At 60.9% G+C, this 23,963-nt stretch carries 20 protein-coding genes; 14 read left to right on the top strand and 6 right to left on the bottom strand.

Translation table 11 applies throughout. From position 1 onward, the window contains the following. Positions 1–68 precede the first annotated feature (68 nt). The 4 genes from mgtE (at position 69) to AC3YMN_RS10650 (ending at position 4,015) form a co-directional block, all read left to right on the top strand. Positions 69–1,484: a magnesium transporter gene (mgtE, locus tag AC3YMN_RS10665; protein ID WP_172123170.1), complete on the top strand. Its 1,416-nt coding sequence runs from the start codon at positions 69–71 to the stop codon at positions 1,482–1,484. Between the two features lie 382 nt (positions 1,485–1,866). Then, the gene (locus AC3YMN_RS10660) at positions 1,867–2,544 is read left to right on the top strand and encodes a glutathione S-transferase family protein (RefSeq protein ID WP_489889990.1); all 678 of its coding nucleotides are present in this window, start codon (positions 1,867–1,869) and stop codon (positions 2,542–2,544) included. Continuing rightward, positions 2,541–2,966, top strand: coding sequence for a DUF1489 family protein (locus AC3YMN_RS10655; protein WP_489889989.1), 426 nt, complete (start codon positions 2,541–2,543; stop codon positions 2,964–2,966). The genes AC3YMN_RS10660 and AC3YMN_RS10655 overlap by 4 nt, the downstream gene beginning before the upstream one ends. A gap of 143 nt (positions 2,967–3,109) precedes the next feature. Then, complete coding sequence (locus AC3YMN_RS10650; protein ID WP_172123172.1) at positions 3,110–4,015, top strand: division plane positioning ATPase MipZ; 906 nt, start codon at positions 3,110–3,112, stop codon at positions 4,013–4,015. 13 nt (positions 4,016–4,028) lie between these two features. Here the strand turns inward: AC3YMN_RS10650 and AC3YMN_RS10645 are convergent, their stop codons facing one another. Next, entirely contained in the window at positions 4,029–4,307 is a 279-nt protein-coding gene (locus AC3YMN_RS10645) for a hypothetical protein (protein WP_127752948.1), read from the bottom strand. Between the two features lie 92 nt (positions 4,308–4,399). Next, positions 4,400–6,010: an SPOR domain-containing protein gene (locus tag AC3YMN_RS10640; RefSeq protein WP_127752949.1), complete on the bottom strand. Its 1,611-nt coding sequence runs from the start codon at positions 6,008–6,010 to the stop codon at positions 4,400–4,402. A 315-nt stretch (positions 6,011–6,325) separates the two neighbouring features. On the opposite strand from AC3YMN_RS10640, the gene clpS reads away from it, so the two are divergent. Then, positions 6,326–6,733, top strand: a complete 408-nt coding sequence (gene clpS / locus AC3YMN_RS10635; protein WP_127752950.1) for an ATP-dependent Clp protease adapter ClpS — start codon at positions 6,326–6,328, stop codon at positions 6,731–6,733. Positions 6,734–6,742: 9 nt separating this feature from the next. Continuing rightward, a complete protein-coding gene (gene clpA / locus AC3YMN_RS10630; protein WP_127752951.1) occupies positions 6,743–9,085 on the top strand; it encodes an ATP-dependent Clp protease ATP-binding subunit ClpA in 2,343 nt (780 codons plus the stop codon). 148 nt (positions 9,086–9,233) lie between these two features. Here clpA and tyrS read toward each other — a convergent pair whose 3' ends face one another. Then, a complete protein-coding gene (gene tyrS, locus AC3YMN_RS10625; RefSeq protein ID WP_489889988.1) occupies positions 9,234–10,484 on the bottom strand; it encodes a tyrosine--tRNA ligase in 1,251 nt (416 codons plus the stop codon). A gap of 39 nt (positions 10,485–10,523) precedes the next feature. Next, the gene (locus AC3YMN_RS10620; RefSeq protein WP_127752953.1) at positions 10,524–11,186 is read right to left on the bottom strand and encodes an alpha/beta hydrolase; all 663 of its coding nucleotides are present in this window, start codon (positions 11,184–11,186) and stop codon (positions 10,524–10,526) included. A gap of 283 nt (positions 11,187–11,469) precedes the next feature. Between AC3YMN_RS10620 and AC3YMN_RS10615 the strand changes: the two genes are divergently transcribed. The 8 genes from AC3YMN_RS10615 (at position 11,470) to AC3YMN_RS10580 (ending at position 19,719) form a co-directional block, all read left to right on the top strand. Continuing rightward, complete coding sequence (locus AC3YMN_RS10615; RefSeq protein WP_489889987.1) at positions 11,470–12,618, top strand: cysteine desulfurase family protein; 1,149 nt, start codon at positions 11,470–11,472, stop codon at positions 12,616–12,618. 62 nt (positions 12,619–12,680) lie between these two features. Further along, positions 12,681–14,180, top strand: a complete 1,500-nt coding sequence (sufB, locus tag AC3YMN_RS10610; protein ID WP_127752955.1) for a Fe-S cluster assembly protein SufB — start codon at positions 12,681–12,683, stop codon at positions 14,178–14,180. Between the two features lie 71 nt (positions 14,181–14,251). After that, positions 14,252–15,001, top strand: a complete 750-nt coding sequence (sufC, locus tag AC3YMN_RS10605) for a Fe-S cluster assembly ATPase SufC (RefSeq protein ID WP_489890194.1) — start codon at positions 14,252–14,254, stop codon at positions 14,999–15,001. Positions 15,002–15,019: 18 nt separating this feature from the next. Next, positions 15,020–16,213 (top strand): Fe-S cluster assembly protein SufD, encoded by a 1,194-nt coding sequence (gene sufD, locus AC3YMN_RS10600; protein ID WP_489889986.1) that lies wholly within the window; start codon positions 15,020–15,022, stop codon positions 16,211–16,213. Positions 16,214–16,308: 95 nt separating this feature from the next. Further along, complete coding sequence (locus AC3YMN_RS10595) at positions 16,309–17,529, top strand: cysteine desulfurase (protein WP_489889985.1); 1,221 nt, start codon at positions 16,309–16,311, stop codon at positions 17,527–17,529. Positions 17,530–17,544: 15 nt separating this feature from the next. Then, positions 17,545–17,946 (top strand): SUF system Fe-S cluster assembly protein, encoded by a 402-nt coding sequence (locus tag AC3YMN_RS10590; protein ID WP_489889984.1) that lies wholly within the window; start codon positions 17,545–17,547, stop codon positions 17,944–17,946. A gap of 53 nt (positions 17,947–17,999) precedes the next feature. Then, positions 18,000–18,380, top strand: a complete 381-nt coding sequence (locus AC3YMN_RS10585; protein ID WP_489889983.1) for a HesB/IscA family protein — start codon at positions 18,000–18,002, stop codon at positions 18,378–18,380. Between the two features lie 70 nt (positions 18,381–18,450). Next, positions 18,451–19,719, top strand: a complete 1,269-nt coding sequence (locus AC3YMN_RS10580) for a 3-phosphoshikimate 1-carboxyvinyltransferase (protein WP_489889982.1) — start codon at positions 18,451–18,453, stop codon at positions 19,717–19,719. A 119-nt stretch (positions 19,720–19,838) separates the two neighbouring features. Here the strand turns inward: AC3YMN_RS10580 and AC3YMN_RS10575 are convergent, their stop codons facing one another. Continuing rightward, positions 19,839–21,353 (bottom strand): DEAD/DEAH box helicase, encoded by a 1,515-nt coding sequence (locus AC3YMN_RS10575; protein WP_489889981.1) that lies wholly within the window; start codon positions 21,351–21,353, stop codon positions 19,839–19,841. Positions 21,354–21,706: 353 nt separating this feature from the next. Continuing rightward, positions 21,707–23,728 carry a DNA topoisomerase IV subunit B gene (gene parE, locus AC3YMN_RS10570; RefSeq protein ID WP_489889980.1) on the bottom strand — a complete coding sequence of 674 codons (2,022 nt, stop codon included), beginning with the start codon at positions 23,726–23,728 and terminating at the stop codon, positions 21,707–21,709. Between the last annotated feature and the right edge of the window lie 235 nt (positions 23,729–23,963).

Raw genomic sequence — 23,963 nt, 5'->3', positions numbered from 1 at the left:
TGGCGCATCGCTCCTTGATTAGCTACAGCTTGGCGCGCCCCCGAAACTCGCGACACAAAGGGCTTCCAGTGAGCACAGAATTCGATACCGCACCGGGCCCTGAGGCCGTGGTTGATCCCGACGCGCTTCGCAACAGCGAAGACCGCATCAGCCCGCTTTGGCTGGAGCGTTTGCGCGCCTATCTGGAAGCGGGCAGGGCGGATGACGTCGCCAGTGTCATGGAGCCTCTGCACGTCGCCGATATCGGCGATGTGCTCGAAACCCTCAACCCCGATGAACGCATTTTGCTGGTCCGTACTCTGGGGGACCGATTCGACTTTTCGGCACTGACAGAAGTCGATGAGAGCATCCGCGTCGAGCTGATGGAGGCGATTCCCAATGCCGAAATCGCCCGTGGCGTCACCGGCCTCAACAATGACGACGCCGTAACCATTCTGGAGGATCTCGAGCAGGAGGACCGGGACGAGGTTCTTTCGGCACTGCCAACCTTTGAACGGCTGAGCTTGAAGCGTAGCCTCGATTTTCCCGAGGATTCCGCCGGCCGGCGGATGCAGACCGACTTCATCGCCATCCCGCCCTTCTGGACGGTCGGCCAAACCATCGACTACCTGCGCACCGAAGCTGAACTGCCCGACGAGTTCTACCAGATCTATGTGGTCGACGCGGCCTACAAGGTGCTCGGGACCATTCCTCTCGACAAGTTCCTGCGCTCCCCACGATCGACCAAGATCGACGCGATCATGAATACGCAGGTGATTCTGGTTCGGGCCGATGAGGATCAGGAGGAAGCCGCCCGCGGCTTCGAGCGCTACGACCTGGTCGAGGTGGGCGTGGTCGATGAAAGCGGGCGCATGGTCGGCGTGCTCACCATCGACGACATCGTCGACGTTATTCACGAAGAAGCGGACGAGGACATTAAGCTGCTCGCGGGCGTTGGTGATGAAGACATCTCCGACTCCACCGTCGATACCATTCGTAGCCGTGTGCCGTGGCTGGTGATCAATCTCATTACCGCCGTGCTGGTTTCGGTCGTTATCGGCCTTTTCGATGGCACCATCGAGCAGATGGTTGCCTTGGCCGTCCTGATGCCGATTGTTGCCTCCATGGGCGGCAATGCCGGCACCCAGACCATGACGGTGACTGTCCGGGCCCTGTCTATGCGCGAGCTGGATGGGAGCCGCTTGCGCCGGCTGATCACCCGCGAAATGGTGGTGGGCCTGGCCAATGGGGTCATCTTCGCCATCTTGGTGGGCCTGGTCACCGCGGCCCGATTCGGCGATGTCCAGCTAGGGGTGGTGATCGGCTCGGCCATGGTGATCAATCTCGTGGTGGCGGGCACGGCCGGCATTCTGATCCCTGTGATCCTGGATCGCCTCAAGGCCGATCCTGCCATCGCCTCCGCGGTGTTCGTGACCACCATCACCGATGTGGTCGGCTTCTTTGCTTTTCTGGGCATCGCCGGCTTGTGGTTCGGGCTCTTTTGAAATTCGGTAAAAGTTTAACCAATTATCAACAGCTTTGCTTGGAACGGGGACATTCCCTGCCAAGTTTAAGCATGTACGATCTTTGGCGTGGGGCAGGCTGTGAACCGGAGTGTTGCAGTTTGGCCGCTTGCCAGAACAATTCGTCAGGGTTAACGTTTTGCTGCTGGGGTGCGACCCCCGAGTGAATGGCTTTTAAGGAGCGATAATGCGCACTCATCCGAGAGCTGCTATGTGGCGCGCGGCAACCTGGACCATGGTTTGCCTGGCGTCGATGGGACTAGTCTTCTCTGTCGTTGCGGGCGTTTAAGCGCCAAAGTTTTTCACCCAAGGCATTTCGGAGGGCGCCCATGCCAAAGGGCGCCCTTCTTTTTTGGAGAGTTCGATGAAGCTGCTGATCGGCAATCGTAATTATTCCAGTTGGTCCTTGCGGCCCTGGCTGGTTTTGGCTCACTTCGACATTCCATTTGAGGATGAAGTGCTCCAACTCGCGGGGGAAGGCTTCCGCGATGTGCTGGCCCAGCGCTCGCCGACGGGCCGGGTGCCGCTGCTGATCGATGGCGATCTCCAGGTTCCCGAAACCATCGCCATCATCGAATATCTCGCCGACTGTTTTCCTGACAAACCGATCTGGCCGCAGGATCGCGCCGACCGGGCCCGGGCACGAGCGGTTTCCGCAGAAATGCACGCAGGCTTCACCGCCTTGCGTAGCTACGCGCCGATGAACCTGCGCGCCAGCCATCCGGGCCGGGTCAGTGCCGACATGGTCGCCAAGGACCTGCAGCGGCTCGAGCATTCCCTGGGCGGCTTGTTGTCTCGCTCTGGTGGACCCTTTCTTTTCGGGGCCTTCACCGCTGCCGACGCCATGTACGCTCCCGTCGCTACCCGCATCCGCACCTATGCTCTGCCCGTTTCCGATACCCTCAACGACTATGTCGCCGCCATCTATGCCTTGCCCGCCTTTCAGCGATGGCTGGCCCTGGCTCTGCAGGAGCCGTGGATCGTTGACGACGACGAGATCGATGTCATCCAGGGCGTGGCACCCCGGGGAAGCCTCGCATGATCCACATGGTCAAGTTGTCCGTTGGCGTCGCCAGCGTGGAGGAACTGGAAAGCTTTCGCAATGAGCGGGCCCATTGGTGGGGCGCTGACTATGGCGAGGACGTGCATGTCCACCGCACCCGGATGATGCCGCGCCGCGCGGCCGAGATGGAGGGGCAGTCTTCCATCTACTGGGTGATCGCCGGCTCGATCGTGTTGCGGCAGCCCATCCTAAGGCTCGCCCCCTACACCGATGAGGAGGGCAAGAACTGCTGCGACATCATCATGAGCCGCGACATGGTTCGTACGGTGCCCTATCCAAAGCGCCCGTTCCAGGGCTGGCGCTATCTCGATCCAAAGGATGCTCCACCCGATATCGGTGCCAACGAGAATGCCGGCGCCCTGCAGATCGCGGCCGATCTCGCCAGGCTCGGTTTGCTTTAGCCTGGGGATATCGGGCCACTTGCCAAGCTTGTGAGCAGGGCTGGTACAGTCCAGCGCCGCTTGTTTAAGCTTTGTTAACCATAGGCGCGCTTCTCTGCCCATTGAGCGAGCCCGAGTCTTTCGGGGCCAAGATGGAGCGGCGAATGGCACGGCAAGGCGCACATGTCATTGTGGTTGGAAACGAGAAGGGTGGCTCGGGCAAATCGACCACTGCCTTTCACCTGGCGATCTTCCTGCTCTACCAGGGCCACCGGGTTGCCACCATCGATGTGGATAGCCGCCAGCAAACCTTCACCCACTATGTCCGCAACCGGCGTGCCTGGAACAGCGAGCACCAGCTGGCGCTACCCAGCCCCAAGCATTTTCACCTGCCGGCTGCCTGGGGTGACTCCGTCAAGGACAACCATCGGGCCGAATTCGACGTCTTCCGTCGGGCCATAGCCGAGGTCGAGGACCGCGTGGACTTCATCGTCATCGACACGCCCGGCTTTGACACCAACATGACTCGGCTGGCCCATTCGCTAGCCGACACCCTGATCACCCCGGTCAATGACAGCCTTATCGACCTCAACGTGCTGGCCCGTGCCGATGCCGTTACCGGTGAGCCCGTGGAAACCAGCCATTACTCACGCCTTGTGCAGCGCGCGCGCTCCGAGCGGCTCAGCATTGATGGCCAAAGCATCGACTGGATTCTGGTGCGCAACCGCATCTCCATGCTGTCCTCGCGCAATACGCGCCAGGTGCAGAGCATGCTCGATCGCATTGCGGCGCGCTTCGGCTGCCGGGTGTCGGACGGCATCGGCGAGCGGGTGATCTTCCGCTCGCTGTTTGCCAGCGGCATGACCGTCTTTGATCCACTCGATGAGGAATTGCTTGGCGGCCAGCCGTCCAACTCGCATATGACGGCGCGCCAGGAGTATCGCAGTCTCGTTGCCGCGCTGAACCTGCCGGCAAAGGCCCGGGCTGAAACCCATCGGGCTGCCGCCGAGATTGTCGCCGCGCCCCCTTCAGTGCACGCGCGCTATACGCCCGTGCCTTGCCACGCCTGAGGGCAGGGGACCGCTAGCGGTCCCCCCCAAAGCTGATCAGTACGGCGCGCTTGCCGCCGGGCGCGAACACATCCAGATCAATGCGGACCGGCTCCTGCACCATCCGGCGGGTCCGGGCCGACAGTGCCAGCACCACCCCCAGCAGCTCGCCCACGCTGCGTCGGCCATGGCGCGACTGCATGCGCTTGCCAACGCCGGCCAGCACCCGGTTGCGGGCCGTCATGTCGTCACTCACCAGGCTCGAGCGGCCAATGAAACTGGCCAGGTCCAGCAGGGCAGTTCGTTCGCTCATTGGACTACTCCAAACACAGGCGCCAATTTGCTTGATGGGGAATCCGGGGCCGGCACAACAGTCCTGCCTCGAACGGAAGGTTTAGGCCGGCGTCAGCTCTGCATGGCGAGACACGCCAGGTTCTGCTGCTTGAGCTGATTGCACATGGCAGTCGCATCGTCCCGGTCCCCGAAACCCACGAAGCGGGCGCGGAAGAAGGTCTTGCCGTTCTTTTCGAACCGCTCGACATAGGAGCGGAAATCACCGAGTTGGCCGACTTTGCTTGCAGCATCGCTCAGGAGGCCGCGGGCACTTTCTTCGCTCGGGCCGGCGCCGATCTGGACCACCCAGCCGCCGGGCGGCACCGCATTGTCATTGGCAGCAGCCACTTTCACCGAGCCGCTGATCGCCGGATCGATCGGCACGCCATCCGAGCCGATGCGCTCTTCAGGCGCCAGCGGCGCTGACGGGACGGTGTGGCCCAGGGCGGAAGGCGGTGCACCCAAATTATAGGAGTCGCTGAGCCAGGCGCCGATCACGTCCTGCGAAGGATAGGCCGGCTGGGGCGTCTGCGAAGGGGCAGCGAGCACATTGGCGGCCTGCACCGCAGGCTGCAGCGACAGGTCGGCCGGCATGGGGGCGGGCGGCACCGGTGCCGGCGCGGCGCTGGCGACCACGACGGGCGCCTGAGATGGTTGCGGCAGCTGAGCGCGTGGCTGGGCCTGGGCACCGTTTGCCGCCACCAACTGGGCCAGGCGGAAGCCGGGCAGGGGCATGGGCATCACGAACACTGGCTTGCTGGGCTGGGCCACGGCCACCTGGATATTGCCCTGGCGGCCCGGCTGCGGGATCTGGGCGGTCTGCAGGTAATTGCCCTTGCGACCCTTGGGCAGGTAATTGGCGACGAGCTGGCGCACCTTCTGGTCGCGCGAGGCCGACGAGTTGAACCCGAATGCGATCACAACGATATGCCGATTGTCTTTGCGGGCGGCGGTCATCAGGTTCGAACCGGCAGCATTGATATAGCCGGTTTTGATGCCGTCCACAGCGCCCATATAGCCAAGCACTCGGTTGTGGTTGCCATAGGTGCGCTTGCCATAGGAGAACGAGCGGGTCTGGAAGAATTCGTAATAGCTGGGGAAGTGCTGGTAAACTGCGATGGCGAGGATCGCCTGGTCGCGCACGGTGGTGATCTGCGCGCCGTCGGGCAACCCCGAGGCATTGCGATAGGTCGTGGACCGCATGCCCAGCGCCCGCGCCGTGGCGGTCATGCGCTCGGCGAACTTGCTTTCCGAACCCGAGATGTGCTCGGCGATCACCCGGGCCATGTCATTGGCGGACAGGGTCACGAGCGACTTGATCGCGTCTTCCACGGTGATGGTCGCACCGGCGCGCAGGCCCAGCTTGGTGGGCACTGCGGAAGCGGCGTGCTTGGACACCGTCATCTTGGTGGACAGCTTGATATTGCCCGCCGAGAGTTCCTGGAACAGCACGTAAAGGGTCATTACCTTGGTGACCGAGGCCGGGTATCGCCTTGCGTCGCCAGCTTCTTCGTAAAGAACCTGGCCCGACTTGGCGTCGACAACGATGCCGGCATATTTGCGCAGGTTCTCGATAGCCTGGGCGGGAGCGGCGCTAGGTAGAGCAAGGGAAAGCGCAACCACTATAGCGGCAAAGGCGCGGACGAGGACGACGCGCCAAGGGGATTTCGCCTGAAAAGCCACCCGCAACTCCAATTTCACTCTCGGACGGTCAAAGCGTCCGTACACAACTCACACAATGATGGCGACGTGCCCCCGCCGTCTCCACCACAATCCCGAACCTAGGCTTCGCGTATTACCATTCCGTAAAATGCCCAGCTTTTTGTCCGTGATGTGGAGATGATGTGGCGTCAGCGTGGGCAGCGGGCAAAACTCCTCTTATCAGGTCTTTTTGCCGGTCACGAATATGAGAAGCGATGACCCTTAACAGCGCCCATAATTTTCCTACATAATGGGTCCACCATGCTGCTTCGTTTCTCTCACGACAGATGCCTTGCCATGACACTACCCGATCTCCTTGCTCCCATCGGCGAGGCGTCTGCCACCACTTGGCTGCGCCCGCTCACCTCTGCCGGTCCGAATGACGGCGATGACAACAAGGATGCCGGCGGCACGGAATCCGGTACCGCAACCAAAACTCGGCCCAAGACCAAACGGCCCAATCTTTATCGTGTGTTGCTGCTGAACGACGATTACACTCCGATGGAGTTCGTCATCCTGGTGCTCCAGGACGTCTTCAACAAATCGCGCGAAGACGCGATGCGCATCATGCTCCATGTTCACCAGAAGGGCGTTGGTGAGTGTGGCATCTACCCCTACGAAGTCGCCGAAACCAAGGTCACTCGCGTCATGGATACGGCGCGCAAGAACCAGCATCCGCTGCAATGCGTGATGGAAAAGCAATAGGAACATCACATGCCATCATTTTCTCGCGGACTGGAAAAAGCTCTGCATCAGGCGATGAACCTGGCGCGCGAGCGTAACCACGAATTCGCTACCCTCGAACACCTTCTGCTCGCCTTGACCGACGATCGGGACACCATTGCCGTCCTTGCGGGCTGCGATGTCGATGTCGACGCGCTCAAGAGCGATCTCGAGGACTTCATCAATGAGGAACTCGACAGCCTCATCGTCGCCAATGGCCAGGACGCTCGGCCCACTGCCGCGTTCCAGCGGGTCATTCAGCGCGCCGTAATCCACGTCCAGTCTTCTGGCCGCGAAGAGGTCACCGGTGCCAATGTGCTGGTTGCCATTTTTGCCGAGCGTGAAAGCCATGCTGCTTATTTCCTCGAACAGCAGGATATGAGCCGGCTCGATGCGGTCAATTTCATCAGCCACGGGATCACCAAGTCTGGTCCCAGCGAGGAGCGCAAAGTGCGTGGTGCCGAGGACGGTGAAGGGAATAGCGAAGGCGGGCGGGGCGACAACGCCAAGAGTTCGGCTCTCGCAGATTTCTGCGTGGATCTGAACGCCAAGGCACGAGCAGGCAAGATCGATCCATTGATCGGTCGTGATGCCGAGTTGCGCCGCACCATCCAGGTGCTGTGCCGCCGCTCCAAGAACAACCCGATCTATGTGGGTGACGCCGGCGTGGGCAAGACGGCGATTGCCGAAGGCCTGGCCCGCAAGATCGTTGAGGGCGATGTGCCCGAAGTGCTCAAGGAAGCGGTGATCTACTCGCTCGACATGGGCTCCCTGCTGGCCGGCACCCGCTATCGCGGTGACTTCGAGGAACGTCTCAAGGCCGTGATGAAGGAGCTGGAAAAGCTGCCTCATGCCGTGCTCTTCATCGACGAAATCCACACCATGATCGGTGCGGGTGCAACCTCGGGCGGCGCGCTCGATGCTTCGAATCTCCTCAAGCCGGCTCTGGCTTCGGGCGCGATCCGGTGCATCGGTTCGACCACCTACAAGGAATACCGCCAGTTCTTCGAAAAGGACCGCGCGCTGGTGCGGCGCTTCCAGAAGATCGACGTCAACGAGCCTTCGATCCCCGATGCCATCGAAATCGTGAAGGGCCTGCGTCCTTATTTCGAAGAGTTCCACAAGATCAAGTACACCGACGATGCTCTCAAGGCGGCGGTGGAACTGTCGGCCCGCTACATCAACGACCGCAAATTGCCCGACAAGGCGATCGACGTCATCGATGAAACCGGCGCTAGCCAGATGCTGCTCACCGAGGATCAGCGCAAGCAGGTGATCGATGTCGAGGATATCGAGAACACCATCGCCACCATTGCGCGCATCCCGCCAAAATCTGTCAGCAAGTCCGATGCGGAACTGCTGAGCAGCCTCGAGCAAAGCCTCAAGACCGTGGTCTACGGGCAGGATGCAGCCATCACGGCACTGTCCTCCGCGATCAAGCTGGCCCGTGCCGGCCTGCGCGAGCCCGAAAAGCCGATCGGCTCTTACCTGTTCACCGGTCCTACCGGCGTCGGCAAGACCGAAGTGGCCAAGCAACTCGCCGACACGCTCGGGGTGGAGCTGCTGCGCTTCGACATGTCCGAATATATGGAGCGTCACACCGTGTCGCGCCTGATCGGTGCCCCTCCGGGTTATGTCGGCTTTGATCAGGGTGGTCTTTTGACCGACGGGGTGGATCAGCATCCGCATTGCGTCGTGCTGCTGGATGAAATCGAGAAGGCCCATCCGGACCTCTACAACATCCTGTTGCAGGTGATGGATCACGGCAAGCTCACCGACCACAACGGCAAGTCGGTCGACTTCCGCAATGTGATCCTGATCATGACCTCTAATGCGGGCGCTATGGACTTGCAAAAGAGCCCGATCGGCTTTGGCCGCAAGCGCGAAGTCGGGGACGATGAAGAAGCAATCAACCGCATCTTCACTCCCGAATTCCGCAACCGGCTCGATGCGATCATCTCCTTTGCGCCCCTGCCGCGCGAAGTGGTCCGTCGGGTGGTCGAGAAGTTCGTTCTGCAGCTGGAAGGTCAGCTGGCCGAGCGTGGCGTCACCATCAACCTGACCTCGGAAGCCGCCGATTGGCTGGCCGAGCACGGTTACGACGAACGCATGGGTGCCCGTCCGCTGGGTCGCGTCATCCAGGAACACGTCAAGAAGCCTCTGGCCGATCAGGTACTCTTCGGCGAATTGGTCAACGGTGGCTCAGTGACGGTCGCAGTGGTCGGCGAAGGGGCCGATGCCAAGCTCGAACTCGTCGCGGTTCCCCCGCGTCCCGCCAAGCCCAAGGCACTGCCCAAGCCTAAAAAGCCCAAGGCTACCGCCGACAAGGAGTAGTCCTCCAAACCCAAAAACGAAGGCCGGGAGCGATCCCGGCCTTTTTGTTTTTAATGTTCAGTTCAGCCCTTGAGCGGTCACACCCGCCGGTCTCACCCCGGCCTCGAGCCGGGGTCCATCTCGAGCTCTCAGGGCTTGGTAGCAAGCCCTAAACCGGCTTGATCAACGCATGCCGCTTCTTGCCGACGGACAGCTTGATCACCCCTTCGGCCAGCAGCGCGTTTTCACCCAGGCTCAGCTTGTCGTCCTCGACCACGGTGTCATTGACGCGCACCGCACCTGAAGCCACATGCCGGCGCGCTTCGCCGTTCGAAGCCGCCAGCCCCGCCGTCACCAGCGCCGACAAGATCCCGACACCGGTGTTCAGCTCCGCCCGCGACACCGTGGCCGTTGGCAAAGACAGGTCGATAGCACCGGCTTCAAAGGTCGCCTTGGCCGTCGCCGCCGCCTCGTCGGCCGCCTGGCGGCCATGCACGATGGCGGTCACCTCCGTGGCCAGCACTTTCTTGGCCTCATTGATCTCGGTCCCACCAAGCGCTGCGAGCTTGGCAATCTCGTCGAGCGGCAACCGCGTGAAGATCTTGAGGAACTTGCCAACGTCCGCATCCTCGGTGTTGCGGAAATACTGCCAGAAGTCATAGGGGCTGAAGAGGTCGCCATTCAGCCACACGGCCCCCGAGGCAGACTTGCCCATCTTCTCGCCGCTCGACTTGGTCAGCAGTGGCGTCGTCAGCGCATAAAGCTGCGGTCCACCCATTCGATGGCTGAGGTCAACGCCATTGATAATGTTGCCCCACTGGTCCGAGCCGCCCATCTGCAGCACGGTGCCATAGCGGCGGTTGAGCTCGACGAAGTCGTATCCCTGCATGATCATGTAGTTGAATTCGAGAAAGCTCAGCGACTGTTCGCGATCGAGCCGGAGCTTGACCGAGTCGAAGCTGAGCATGCGGTTGACCGAAAAGTGCCGGCCAACATCACGCAGGAACTCGATATAGTTGAGGTTCAGAAGCCATTCAGCGTTGTTAATCATGATGGCTGGATTGTGGCCATCATAGCGCAGGATGTTGCTGTAGACCCGCTTTATGCTCGCGATATTGGCTTCGATCTGCTCGACGGTCAGCAGCTTGCGCTGCTCGTCGCGGAAGGAGGGATCCCCAACCATCGAGGTACCGCCGCCCATCAGGCTGATCGCTCGATGGCCGGTTTCCTGCAGCCAATACAACATCGTAACGGTGATCAGATTACCGATATGGATCGACGTGGCGGTGGCGTCATACCCGACATAGCCAGTGATCGGTCCCTTGAGGGCCAGGGCATCGAGCCCCTCCGGATCGGAAATCTGGTGGATGAAACCGCGCTCATCGAGCACGCGCAGGAAATCAGACTTGAACTTCGACATCAAGAAACCGCTTCTTTATCAGGGGCTTAACTCAGCCGCCTAGCGCCCGCCACCCGCGGCAATCTCCTGCCGGCGACGGTCGAGGTAATCGGCGCAACGCGTGGTCAGATCATCGATCTTGCCTTCGAAGAAGTGGTTGGCCCCTTCCACGATCTGCTGCTCGATGGTGATGCCCTTCTGCGTCTTGAGCTTGTCGACCAGCTTCTGCACCGAATTGGGCGGCGCCACGCGGTCCTTGTCGCCATGAATGATCAGCCCAGATGAAGGGCAGGGGGCAAGGAACGAGAAATCATAGAGATTTTCTGGTGGCGCGACCGAGATAAAGCCCTCCACCTCCGGTCGGCGCATCAGCAACTGCATGCCAATCCAGGCGCCAAACGAGAAGCCGGCAATCCAGCAGCCCCGCGATTCCCGGTTGATGGTCTGCAACCAGTCCAGCGCCGCCGCCGCATCGGACAGCTCGCCAATGCCGTGGTCGAACATGCCCTGCGAGCGGCCAACGCCGCGCGAATTGAACCGCAGCACCGCAAAGCCGCGCTCAGCGAACATATAGAAGAGGTTGTAGACGATCTGGTTGTTCATCGTCCCGCCAAATTGCGGGTGCGGATGCAGCACGATGGCGATGGGAGCATTGGGCTCCTTGCCTGGCTGGTACCGGCCTTCCAGGCGGCCTTCGGGGCCATTGAAAATCACTTCTGGCATGACACTGCTTTTCCGGCCGTTTCGGCTCTGTTGATATGGTCTGACGGAGCATCGGTTCTGCAGGGCGCGCGCTTGACTAAGCCCCGCACGCTCCATAAAACATGGCTCGTAAAACCAGTTTAGAATTATTCGAAACTCGTTTTCGCCGGGTTTCCGGCCCGAGAGCGCCCCTTGTAAAGAATGTGGGTGCGCAATTTCAAGAAGTGTTTGGCCCAGACCGTCATCGCGGCCTGCAGGCTCGGCAAGTGAACCATGCTCGGAGGCATGGCTCGAGGGCGAGTTGATGAAACAATCGGCGATCTATCTCGATCACGCTGCCGCCGCGCCATTGCTCCCCGCGGCGCGCGACGCGCTGGTCGCCGCTCTTGAGCTTGCGGGCAATCCCTCCTCGGTGCACGGGCATGGCCGCAAGCTGCGCAATCTCATAGAGGCTGCTCGTGACCAGGTCGCGCAACTGGCCGGTGCGGAGCGTCGGCAGGTGGTTTTTACGGGCTCCGCCACCGAAGCCATTACTCAAGCGATCGTCGGCGGCGCGCGTGCTTTTGCCGCAAGTGCGGTGTTGGTGAGTGCCGGCGAGCATACAGCCGTGCTGAAAGCGGCCGCGGCAACCGGACTCCCGGTGCGCGTTATCGGCCTCGACCCTGATGGCCGCATCGACCTTGACCAGCTCGCGGCCCAACTGGCCCAAGCCGACGCAGCAAACGAAACCCTGCTCGTCGCGCTGCATTGGGTCAACAACGAAACCGGGGTGGTGCAGCCGGTTAGCCGCATCAATGCTCTGGTGGGGCCGACACGTCACACGCTTTTTATCGATGCAGCTCAGGCGTTTGGCAAACTGCCCCTCGATTTTGCCGCCTCGGCACCCGATATGATGGCTGTAGGCGGTCATAAGATCGGGGCGCCTGCGGGCATTGGGGCACTTCTCGTCAAGGGCCATGCCGATGAAGTGCGGCTTATTCCCGGCGGCGGTCAGGAACAGGGTCGCCGCGGTGGTACTGAGGCCGCCGCGTTGATTGCGGCCTTTGGTGCAGCGGCTGGCGCTTTCCCGACGCTTTATGCCGCAGCGGATGTGCCGGAGCTTTCAAACCGGCTAGAGACAGGCCTGCGCAAGCTGGAAGCAGAGACCGTGCTGTTTGGCAGCGAGCGTGTTGGCTGTATCAGCAACTTCGCCACACCGGGCGTAGCGAGTGCGACGGCTATGATGGCGCTGGACCTGTTGGGCCTGTCGGTTTCATCAGGCTCCGCCTGCTCGTCGGGGAAGGTTTCGAGCAGCCATGTATTGGCTGCGATGGGTGTGCCACCCGAACTTGCGGGCTGCGCCCTGCGCGTCAGCCTCGGTTGGAACTCGACGGTGGCCGACGTGGACGCGCTGCTCGCGGCATTTGGGACAATCCTGCAACGCCATCGGGCGCGGCAGGAACATGCGGCTTAGGCCGCAAGAAATTAGACGGCTCCCGGCGACCTTGAATCGCTGCGGGGCAAAGGAGAAGCGATATGGCTGACTACGACATCCCGACGCTCAAGGAGAACATCGATCGCGAAACCGTCGATCAGGTGCTCGCGCTCGACGTCGACAAATACAAATATGGTTTTGAGACCGAGATCGAGTCCGTCAAGTCGCCCAAAGGCTTGAGCGAGGACACCGTCCGTTTCATTTCGGCCAAGAAGAACGAGCCGGAGTGGATGCTGCAATGGCGTCTGGATGCCTATCAGCGCTGGCTAACCATGACCGAGCCGACCTGGGCCAAGGTGCACTATCCTGAGATCGATCTGCAGGACATGTACTACTACGCGGCGCCAAAATCGTCGCCGGCACCCAAGAGCCTCGATGAAGTCGATCCGGCGTTGATCGCGATGTACGACAAGCTGGGCGTGCCCCTGCGCGAGCGCGAAATTCTTGCGGGCGTCGAGCGTCCCGGCATGGCTGTGGACGCCGTGATCGACTCCGTTTCGGTGGTGACCACATTCCGCGAGGAACTGAGCAAGGTCGGCATCATTTTCTGCTCGATCTCCGAAGCGATCCGCGAGTACCCAGAACTGGTACAGAAATATATCGGATCCGTGGTGCCGGTGACCGATAACTACTATGCCACCCTCAACTCGGCGGTATTCACCGATGGCTCCTTCGTCTTCATCCCCAAGGGCGTACGCTGCCCCATGGAGCTGTCGACCTATTTCCGCATCAATGAGCGCAATACCGGCCAGTTCGAGCGGACGTTGATCATTGCCGAAGCGGATAGCTATGTCAGCTATCTCGAAGGCTGCACGGCGCCGATGCGCGACGAGAACCAGCTGCACGCCGCAGTGGTCGAGCTCGTGGCTTTGGAAAATGCCGAGATCAAGTACTCCACCGTCCAGAATTGGTATCCCGGTGACAAGGACGGCAAGGGCGGCATCTACAACTTCGTCACCAAGCGCGGCGATTGCCGTGGCGACAACTCCAAGATTTCCTGGACGCAGGTGGAAACCGGTTCGGCGATCACCTGGAAGTACCCGAGCTGCATCCTGCGCGGCGACAATTCGCGTGGCGAGTTCTATTCCATCGCCATCTCGAACGGCTACCAGCAGGTTGATAGCGGCACCAAGATGATCCACCTGGGCAAGAACACGTCCAGCCGCATCATCTCCAAGGGTATCGCTGCCGGGTTCTCGGACAACACCTATCGCGGCCAGGTTTCGGCGCATGCGAAAGCCAAGAACGCCCGGAACTTCACGCAATGCGACTCCCTGCTGATCGGCGATAAGTGCGGGGCCCACACGGTGCCCTATATCGAAAGCCGCAATGGCACGGCCGTGTTCGAGCATGAAGCCACGACCAGCAAGATCTCCGACGACCAGATGTTCTATTGCCAGCAGCGTGGGCTGTCCGAGGAAGAAGCGGTGGCACTCATCGTCAATGGCTTCGTCCGCGATGTGCTGCAGCATCTGCCCATGGAGTTCATGGTCGAGACCCAGAAGCTGATCTCGATCAGCCTCGAAGGCAGCGTCGGCTAACCATCATTTTCATCCGGGCGGCGCCCATTGGGCGACCCCGGCCATTCCGGAGAATTGCAGTGACTACCCCCATTCTTGAAATCCGCAACCTGCACGCTCGCATCGAAGATCGCGAAATCCTCAAGGGCGTGAACCTGGTGATCCCTCCAGGTGAGGTGCATGCCGTTATGGGCCGCAATGGCTCAGGCAAGTCGACGCTGAGCTATGTGCTGGCCGGCAAGGAAGACTACGAAATCACGGAAGGCGAAGTTCTGATTGACGGCGAGGATCTCCTTGCCATGGAGCCGGCTGAGCGGGCCGCTGCTGGCCTGTTCCTCGCCTTCCAGTACCCGATCGAAATTCCCGGTGTTGCGACCATGACCTTCCTCAAGGCGGCGCTGAACGCCCAGCGCAAGGCGCGAGGGGAGGGGGAGCTTTCCACCCCTGACTTCATGCGCGCTGTACGGCAGGCCGGCACCGACCTCAATATCGATAGCGATATGCTCAAGCGTCCGCTCAATGTCGGCTTCTCCGGCGGCGAAAAGAAGCGTGCCGAGGTCCTGCAGATGGCGCTGCTCCAGCCCAAGATGTGCATCCTCGACGAGACCGACTCCGGCCTCGATATCGATGCGCTGCAGGTGGTCTCACGCGGCGTTAACGCCCTGCGCGCGCCCAACCGCTCCATGCTCGTGATCACCCACTATCAGCGCCTGCTAAACCACATCGTGCCCGATGTCGTGCATGTGTTCTCGGACGGACGGATCGTTGAAAGCGGCGACAAGGACCTGGCGCTTCAGCTCGAAGCCAAGGGCTATGCCGACTTCGATACCGCGGCGGCCTAGATGCGACAGAACCTGCAAATGCGGCTGAGCGCCGCCGAAGAAACTTTGATAGCCCAGCTCAAGGGTGCTGGTGCCGATGCGGTGGCGGAGCGGATTACGGTGGCGGGACTGCCGACCCGCCGGGTCGAAAGCTACCACTATACCGATCTAAAATCCCTGCTGCGGTCAGTGCCGCCGCTGGCTGAGGCCGCTAATGCGGCCGAAGCACCGGCGCTGCGGATTGCTGGCGCCTACCAGGTAACGATCGTCAATGGACGCGTTCAGGCCGCTCCAGCGGCTCCCGCAGGCGTCGTTGTTGGTAAGTCGGACGGAGATGTGCTCTCCGCGCGCGATGATGTGTTGGTTCACCTCAACAGCGCCCTCGCGCCCGAGAGCCTCAACCTGCACATCGACGGTGAGGTCGAGCAAGTCATCCATATTGATCGCCGTTCCGATGGCCCGGCAGCTCACTCCGCCAGCGCCGTAAAGATCTTTGTGGCGGAAAGCGCCATGGTCACGATCATCGAGACCTATCTCGGCTCGAACGAAGCTCATATCGGCAATCACGCGGGCTTCCTTGCCGTCGGCACGGGCGCGAACGTGACCCATATCACGGTTGATCTGTCGGCACGTGCGGCAACGCACTTCGCCACCAACCAGTACGAGATTGGGCCGGCGGCAAACTTGCGCACGCTCGCGATCCACTCGGGTGCGGCGCTTTCGCGCACGCAGCTTTTCGCGCGCTTCTCGGGTGAAGGCGCCCATGCTGATTTCACCGGCCTCAACCTGGTAGATGACGGCAAGCACTGTGACATCACCCTCGACGTCCACCATGCCGTGCCGAACACGACCTCGCAAGAAATGTTCAAGCAGATTGCGCGGGGACGCTCCAAGGCGGTGTTCCAGGGCCGGATCGTTGTGGCGCGGGATGCCCAAAAGACTGACGCCAAGATGATGATGCAGGGGCTGATGCTGTCGGATCAGGCTGAGATCTTGTCCAAGCCTGAACTCGAGATCTATGCCGATGACGTCGTTTGCGGTCATGGGTCCACTTGTGGCGAACTGGACGCGGACTCGCTGTTCTACTTGATGAGCCGCGGGATCCCGCGGGCGCAGGCCGAGACCATGCTCGTACGTGGCTTCCTCAACGAAGTGCTCGATCCGATTGAGGATGAGGCGCTCAACACTGTTCTGAACGGCATTGTTGACGCTTGGCTGCTGAACGCCCAGTAGGCGGTGCCCTGAGGTGTGACACGAGTTGTGCCACACCTTGTTCCTTGTTTGTCGAGATGGGCCACGCGGGCTGCTGTCCGCACGAAAGCTGAACCATGACCTTCGACCTCGAAAAAGTGCGCGCTGACTTCCCTATCCTGTCCGAGCAGATCCACGGCAAGCGCCTGGTGTTCCTGGACAGCGGCGCTTCGGCGCAAAAGCCGGTGCAGGTCCTAGATCGCATGGACCACGCGTTCCGCCACGAATACGCCAATGTTCATCGGGGCCTGCATACGCTGGCAAACCGCGCCACCGAGGCTTTCGAAGGCGGGCGGGCTGCCGTGCGCAAGTTCCTTAATGCCGGGCGGGCCGAGGAGATCATCTTTACGCGCTCGGCTACCGAAGCGATTAACCTTGTTGCCGCCTCCTTTGCCGGTCCGCGCATCGGGGAGGGCGACGAGATCGTGCTGTCGATGCTCGAGCACCATTCCAACATCGTGCCATGGCATTTTCATCGCGAGCGCAAGGGTGCGGTGTTGCGTTGGGTGGATGTTCACGACGACGGCTCGTTTGATCTCGATGCTTTCGCGGCTTCGTTGACGCCTCGGACCCGCATGGTCGCCATAACGCATATGAGCAATGTGACGGGCACGGTGACACCGATCAAGCAGACCATCGAGATCGCCCATGCCCACGGCATCCCCGTGTTGGTTGATGGTAGCCAAGGGGCGGTGCATACGGCGGTCGATGTTCAGGATCTGGATGTCGATTTCTATGTGATGACCGGTCACAAGCTCTACGGGCCAACAGGCATCGGCGTGCTTTACGGAAAGTATGATTTGCTCGCCGAAATGCAGCCCTACCAGGGCGGCGGCGAGATGATCGAGACTGTGACCACTGAAGCGGTAACCTATGACGAGCCGCCCCACCGCTTTGAAGCCGGCACCCCACCCATCGTGCAGGCAATCGGTCTTGGCGCCGCGCTGAACTACATGGAAGCCCTTGGCCGCGATGCCATTGCGGCCCATGAGGCGGAGGTTTCCGCCTATGCGCAGGAACGGCTCAGCCGCATCAATTCCCTGCGCCTGATTGGCACTGCGGCGGGGAAGGGCGGCATCTTCTCATTCGAGATAGCTGGCGCGCATGCCCACGACGTCGCTACGATCCTTGATCGTTACGGCATTGCGGTACGTGCTGGCACGCACTGCGCCATGCCACTGCTGCAGCGTTTCGGCGTCACCTCTACCTGCCGGGCCTCCTTCGCCCTATATAATGGGACTGATGATGTTGACGCGCTGGTGGATGGCATCGAGCGCGCCCAGAAATTTTTCGCGTAAGCCGCGAGGACACTTATGACCGAACAAGCCGAAGCTACCGCCGTCAACGACACTGCCGAAACCTTCGTTCGGATCAATCCCACCGTCTCTTCAGCCATTCCCGAGGGTGAGGTCGAGCGAATTACGGCTGACCTGATCGCGGCGCTCAAGACGGTGTACGATCCGGAAATCCCCGTGGACATCTACGAGCTCGGCCTTATCTACAAGGTCGATCTGGATGATAACCGCAATCTCACCATCGACATGACGCTGACAGCACCGGGGTGCCCCGTGGCCGGCGAAATGCCCGGCTGGGTTGAGAACGCCGCCCGCGCGGTGGAAGGGGTTCAGGATGTCACCGTCAACATGGTGTTTGATCCCCCGTGGGACGCTTCGCGCATGAGCGAGGAAGCTCAAGTGGCGTTGAACTGGTGGTAATCCCCGACGTTAGGTTCTATATATCGTGAAACACCGATAAAGGTTGCCGCCCCATGCCCTTCAAGATCATGTCGTTGAGTGATGCCGCTGCCGAGCGCATCACTGAGATCATCGAAGACTCTGAAAAGCCGGTTATCGGGCTGCGGGTAGGTATTAAGAACGCCGGCTGCGCCGGTGTGTCTTACACCATGGACTACGTCTCCGAGCCGGTGCCGGGCGATGATCACGTCAACGATCATGGCGTCGACGTTTGGGTAGACCCGAAAGCCACTATGTACCTGCTGGGAACAGTGATGGATTTCGAGCAATCCAAGATGGGCTCGAGCTTCACCTTCAAGAATCCTAACCAAACCGGCGCATGTGGCTGCGGCGAAAGCGTTACGCTCAAGCCGGCAGACCTCAAGGCTATTGCCGAGGCCCGTGAGGGGGCCTGATTAGCATCAGCCCGCGCCTGGGATCGACTCGTGATTGCATCGCGCGGCCTGATGTCCTAACAGCGGCGTCATGCGCCATCCACTTCCGCCCGCACTCACCATCGTTCCACCTGGTCACCCGCTGATCGGGCAGGTCTCGCCACCAGGCTCCAAGTCAATCACCAATCGAGCCTTGTTGCTGGGTGCTTTGGCGAGCGGCACTAGCCGGATTACGGGGGCGCTCAAGAGCAAGGATACAGTGTTGATGGTCTCCGCTCTTCGCCAGATGGGCGTTGACGTGGCGGAGCCCGATCCAACCAGCTTCGTGGTCACAAGTTCCGGGCGACTACAGGCGCCAGCCGAGCCATTGTTCCTTGGGAATGCAGGTACCGCTACCCGCTTTCTGACAGCGGCCGCCGCTACGATCAACGGCACAGTTGTGGTCGACGGCGACGCGGACATGCGCTTGCGGCCAATCCGTCCACTGGTTCAGGCGCTGCAATCGCTCGGCGTCGATGCCACTGCACCCACCGGCTGCCCGCCAATAACCATCAACGGCAATGGCCGGTTCGGTAGAGGGCGGGTGGAAATCGACGCCACGCTATCAAGCCAATATGTCTCGGCCTTGTTGATGGCGGCACCCTTCGGCGACGGACCTATCGAGGTGGCCTTGGCTGGGCAGGATATCGGGGCGCGGGGCTATGTCGATCTGACCCTCGCCGCCATGCAGGCCTTCGGCGCTCGAGTCGAGCAGCACGGTAACGGTGCGTGGCTAGTGCAACCCACCGGCTACATGGCAACTGACTTCAAGGTCGAGCCAGATGCATCTGCTGCCACTTATCTGTGGGGCATTGAGGTTCTCACCGGCGGCAGCATTGATCTGGGTGTGTCTGCCGATGCGTTCACCCAGCCCGATGCTGCTGCACAGGCGGTGCTCGCGAAGTTCCCGCATATGCCTGCGGTGATCGACGGCTCCCAGATGCAGGACGCGGTACCGACACTGGCCGTGGTCGCTGCCTTCAACCAGAACCCGGTCCGGTTCGTCGGAATTGCAAATCTGCGGGTAAAGGAAACCGATCGCATCAGCGCAGTTGCCAATGAGCTCAACCGGATTCAGCCCGGGCTAGCCGTGGAGGAGGGGGACGATCTCCTGGTCAACGCCGATCCAGATCTAGCTGGTCAGTCCCGCCCGGCACGTATTGAAACCTATCACGATCACCGTATCGCCATGAGCTTTGCGTTGGCGGGTCTTATGATCCGGGACATCACCATCATGGATCCAGCCTGCACGAGCAAAACCTATCCCGCCTATTGGGAGATGCTTGAGGGCCTCGGAGTGGAACTCCTTCCCACCACCTAGGCCGTCGCGCCAAAAACGTCATCAGCCCGCAAGCGAAAACTTGCGGGCTGATGACTTCAGTAGCAGCATGAAACAGAGCAGGGGGCTTTCGCCCCAAAGCTGTTGCCTGAAGATCGAGGCTAGCGAGCCGTGGACCGGAGCAGGAATGCCGGGATGGGTCCATCCGTGCCAAAGGGCGACTGCGGATCCACACCAAGGTCTTCCGGCGCAGGCCGACGCGCGCTGGGGCGCTGCCTGGACTCGCGTTCACCTTGTGTCTCCGCTTTTTCGCGACGGCGTGGCCGACGACCACGCCCCTCGTTCGGCTCCGTGGCGGGCTGTTCCGCTTCAGCAGGACTAGCCGTTGCGGGTGCGTCAGCCGGCTGCGCGCCCGTCTCTTCAGGTGCCGCCGCTTCCGCCTCGGACCTTGCGGGCCGGCGGCCACCGCGGCGCGTGCGTTGCGGACGGGTACGGGTGGTCCCCTCCGTCTGCTCTTCGGAAGCCTCAGGCTCGGCGGCCCCGTTCTCGGGCACATCTAGCCATTCAATCGGCTTCTGGATCAGCTTCAGAATGGCATCTAGATGCTTGCTGTCTGCCGGGGTGACGAAGGTATAAGCCACGCCTGAACGGCCCGCGCGACCTGTGCGACCGATGCGGTGGACATAATCCTCGGCATGCACGGGAACGTCGAAGTTGAACACGTGACTGACAGCGGGAATGTCGAGGCCGCGGGCCGCAACGTCGCTGGCCACCAGGAGCGTCAAGCGATTATTCTTGAAAGCGTCCAAGGTTTCGGTGCGGCTCTTTTGGTCCATGTCACCATGCAGCGCGCCAACGCTGAAGCCGTGTCGCTCCAGAGAGCGGGCGAGGGTCGCGACATCCCGCTTGCGGTTGCAAAAAATAATCGCGTTGGTGAGGTTTTCGCCCTCGGAAATGCGAGCACGCAGCGAAGCGCGCTTTTCTTCGGGTTTGGAGGACACCTTCACGAGCTTCTGGTCGATCGTGTCGGCCGTTGAACTCTGGCGCGAAACCTGAACGTGTACCGGGTCCTTGAGGAACTTCTTGGTCAGTCGCTCGATCTCTTTGGACATTGTCGCCGAGAACAGCATGGTTTGCCGCCGCGGCGGCAGGCGCGAACAGATCTTTTCGATATCGTCGATGAAGCCCATGTCAAGCATGCGGTCCGCCTCGTCAATTACGAGGATCTCGACACCCGTCAGGAGAATGCGGCCACGATCGATTTGATCAAGCAGGCGCCCGGGAGTGGCAATCAGAACGTCCACACCCCGGTCGAGTTTTTTGTTTTGATCCTCGAAGGACACGCCGCCAATGATCAGCGCCATCGTGATGCGATGGTTCTTGCCGTACTTCTCGAAGTTTTCAGCGACCTGAGCCGCCAATTCTCGCGTAGGCTCAAGGATCAGCGTGCGCGGCATGCGGGCACGGGCGCGGCCGTTTTCCAGCAGCGTCAACATGGGGAGCACAAAGGATGCCGTCTTGCCGGTACCTGTCTGGGCGATGCCGATCAGGTCCTTCTTTTCCAGCAAATGCGGGATCGCCTGGGCCTGAATTTCGGTCGGCTTGGTATAACCTGCGGCAGTCACCGCGTCGGTGACCTTGGTTGACAGGCCAAGCCCGGAAAAATCGTCGCTCAAATTCGGTCGTTCCACTCAAAAGTTTGCCCGCTGCCAAATCCGTTCGAACTGCTCGAAACGGTGCATCGGGAATGGTGTCGCACCGGTTCCCAGAACCGGAACAGTTGCGTCACTTGCGGACCAAAAGGGCTAAGCTCGAACGCGTCCGCGTACACACATCAGGCCAATCGGGCGGGAGTGCAGGAACTGCAAAGCGACGGAATGGCCCTGAAACAATTTCAGCCACGCCAGCGATGGGCCCCGGGGGACCGCGATAAATGCCGGCAAGCCGGAAAATGCTCCAGCGGGCCGGACCATAGCGCAAAGCCCTTTCAAGTCAACGGCTTTGCGGTCGATAAGCTTAACTGGGTGCTTTACACGTCCAGGTCGGTGACGAATGCCGCATTTTCTTGGATGAAGTCGAACCTTGCCTCGGGTCGATTGCCCATCAACCTGTCGACGCTGGACTTCGTTGCATCTTGCGTGTCGATCACCTTGACCTGCAGCAATGTGCGCGACTTGGGCGACATGGTTGTTTCGCGAAGATGCGCAAATGGCATTTCACCCAGGCCCTTGAAGCGGGTGACGTCAACCTTGCCTTTGCCCGTGAACTCGGTGGCCATGAGCTCGTTCTTGTGCGCGTCGTCGCGAGCATAAAGCGTCTTGGCGCCTTGGCTAATGCGATAAAGCGGGGGCAAGGCGAGGAACAGGTGTCCGCCTTCGATCAGTTTAGGCATCTCTTGGAAGAAGAACGTCATCAACAGCGAAGCAATATGCGCGCCGTCGACATCGGCGTCAGTCATCAGGATGATCTTGTCGTAGCGCAGATCATCATCGCGATAGCGATCACGGGTGCCGCAGCCAAGCGCTTGGATGATGTCCTGGATGATCTGGCTAGCCGCTAGCTTGTCGCGGCTGGCACCGGCCACATTGAGGATCTTGCCGCGAAGGGGCAGCACGGCCTGGCTTTGCCGGTTGCGCGCCTGCTTCGCACTGCCTCCTGCGCTATCGCCCTCAACGATAAAGAGTTCAGCCCCTTGAGCGGCGGTTTGCGTGCAGTCGGCGAGTTTACCGGGCAGGCGCAACTTGCGCGTTGCACTGGCGCGGTCGATCTCTTTTTCCTTGCGCCGACGCATGCGCTCTTCGGCGCGTTCAACCGCCCAGTCCAGCAGCTTGCCAGCTTGGTTGGGGGAAGCGGCCAGCCAATGGTCAAAAGCATCGCGAATGGCGGTGTCCACGATCCGGGTTGCTTCACCCGAGGCGAGCTTGTCCTTGGTTTGGCCGACAAATTCGGGCTCCCTGACAAACACTGAGAGCATGGCGTTGCAATGCGCAAACAGATCCTCGGCCGTTACGTTGGCGGCCGCCTTGTTCTTGGTCAGTTCGGCATAGTTCTTGAGACCGCGCAGCAGGGCGGTCCGCAAGCCGGTTTCGTGCGTGCCACCATCGGGGGTGGGCACGGTGTTGCAGTAGGAAGCAACCCCGCCATCTCCAAGGGTCCAGGCGATGGCCCACTCAGTTGCGCCATGTGTGCCGGGCTTGCCGTGGCTTCCCGAGAATATATCATCGACGATCCGGGTTTGTCCGGCAATCCGGTCGGCCATGAAGTCGCGCAACCCACCGGGATAGTGGAAGACCGCACGGGCTGGCGCGTCGTCGCTCGCCAATTCCTCGTCGCAACTCCAGCGTAGTTCCACCCCTCCAAAGAGATAAGCCTTGGCGCGAGTCATCTTGAACAGGCGTGCGGCCGAGAAGCGGGCGCCGTCGCCAAAGATCTGCGGATCGGGATGGAAGCGCGTGGTGGTGCCGCGTCGGTTATTTATCCGGCCCAGATGCTGGATCTCGCCAACCGGCTTGCCGCGCGAGAATTGCAGGCGGTGCAGCTGCTGCTCGCGGGCGACTTCCACCACCATGTCGTCCGAGAGGGCGTTGACCACGGAAACGCCGACGCCGTGCAGGCCGCCAGAGGTTTCGTAAGCCTTGGAATCGAACTTGCCGCCGGCATGCAGGACGGTGTGGACGATTTCGAGCGTGGAGCGATTGGGGAACTTCGGGTGGGTTTCGACCGGGATGCCGCGGCCGTTGTCGGAGACCGTGATATAACCGTCGGCGCCCAGATGGACCTCGATGCGGCTGGCGTGGCCGGCGATTGCCTCGTCCATGGAGTTGTCGATCACCTCGGCAAATAAGTGGTGCAGGGCGTTGATGTCGGTGCCACCGATATACATGCCTGGACGGCGCCGAACCGGCTCCAGTCCTTCTAGAACCTCAATATCTGCGGCGGAATACTCGTGCTGGGCGGGAGCTTGGCGCGCAGCTGGCCGGCTACGCTCAACAGGCGCGGGTGCACTTGCTAACTCAGCTGCAGCTGCAAAAAGGTCTTCGACTTCCGACATGTTCCCCGTCTGCCGAATCGGCGTGTTCACTGTTGGTACCATATTGCGGTTACGCAAGCGCGCCCGCCCCATTCATGTAAGGCGCTTTCCCCAGATGAACAGTACATGAACGAAATCTGAACGGCTCGCGCAAGCCGCCGCTTGCCGCAGGCGAGCTTAACCACAGATCCCTCAATGATCGGTGAGCGAACACCCGGCAACTGCCCATTGGCGGTTGACGTTGGTGAAACATATT

It is taken from the genome of Devosia sp. Z11_6 (genome assembly GCF_058133665.1).
Note: the sequence above shows the minus strand (reverse complement) of the source record. Positions and strands in the feature narration are given on the sequence as shown.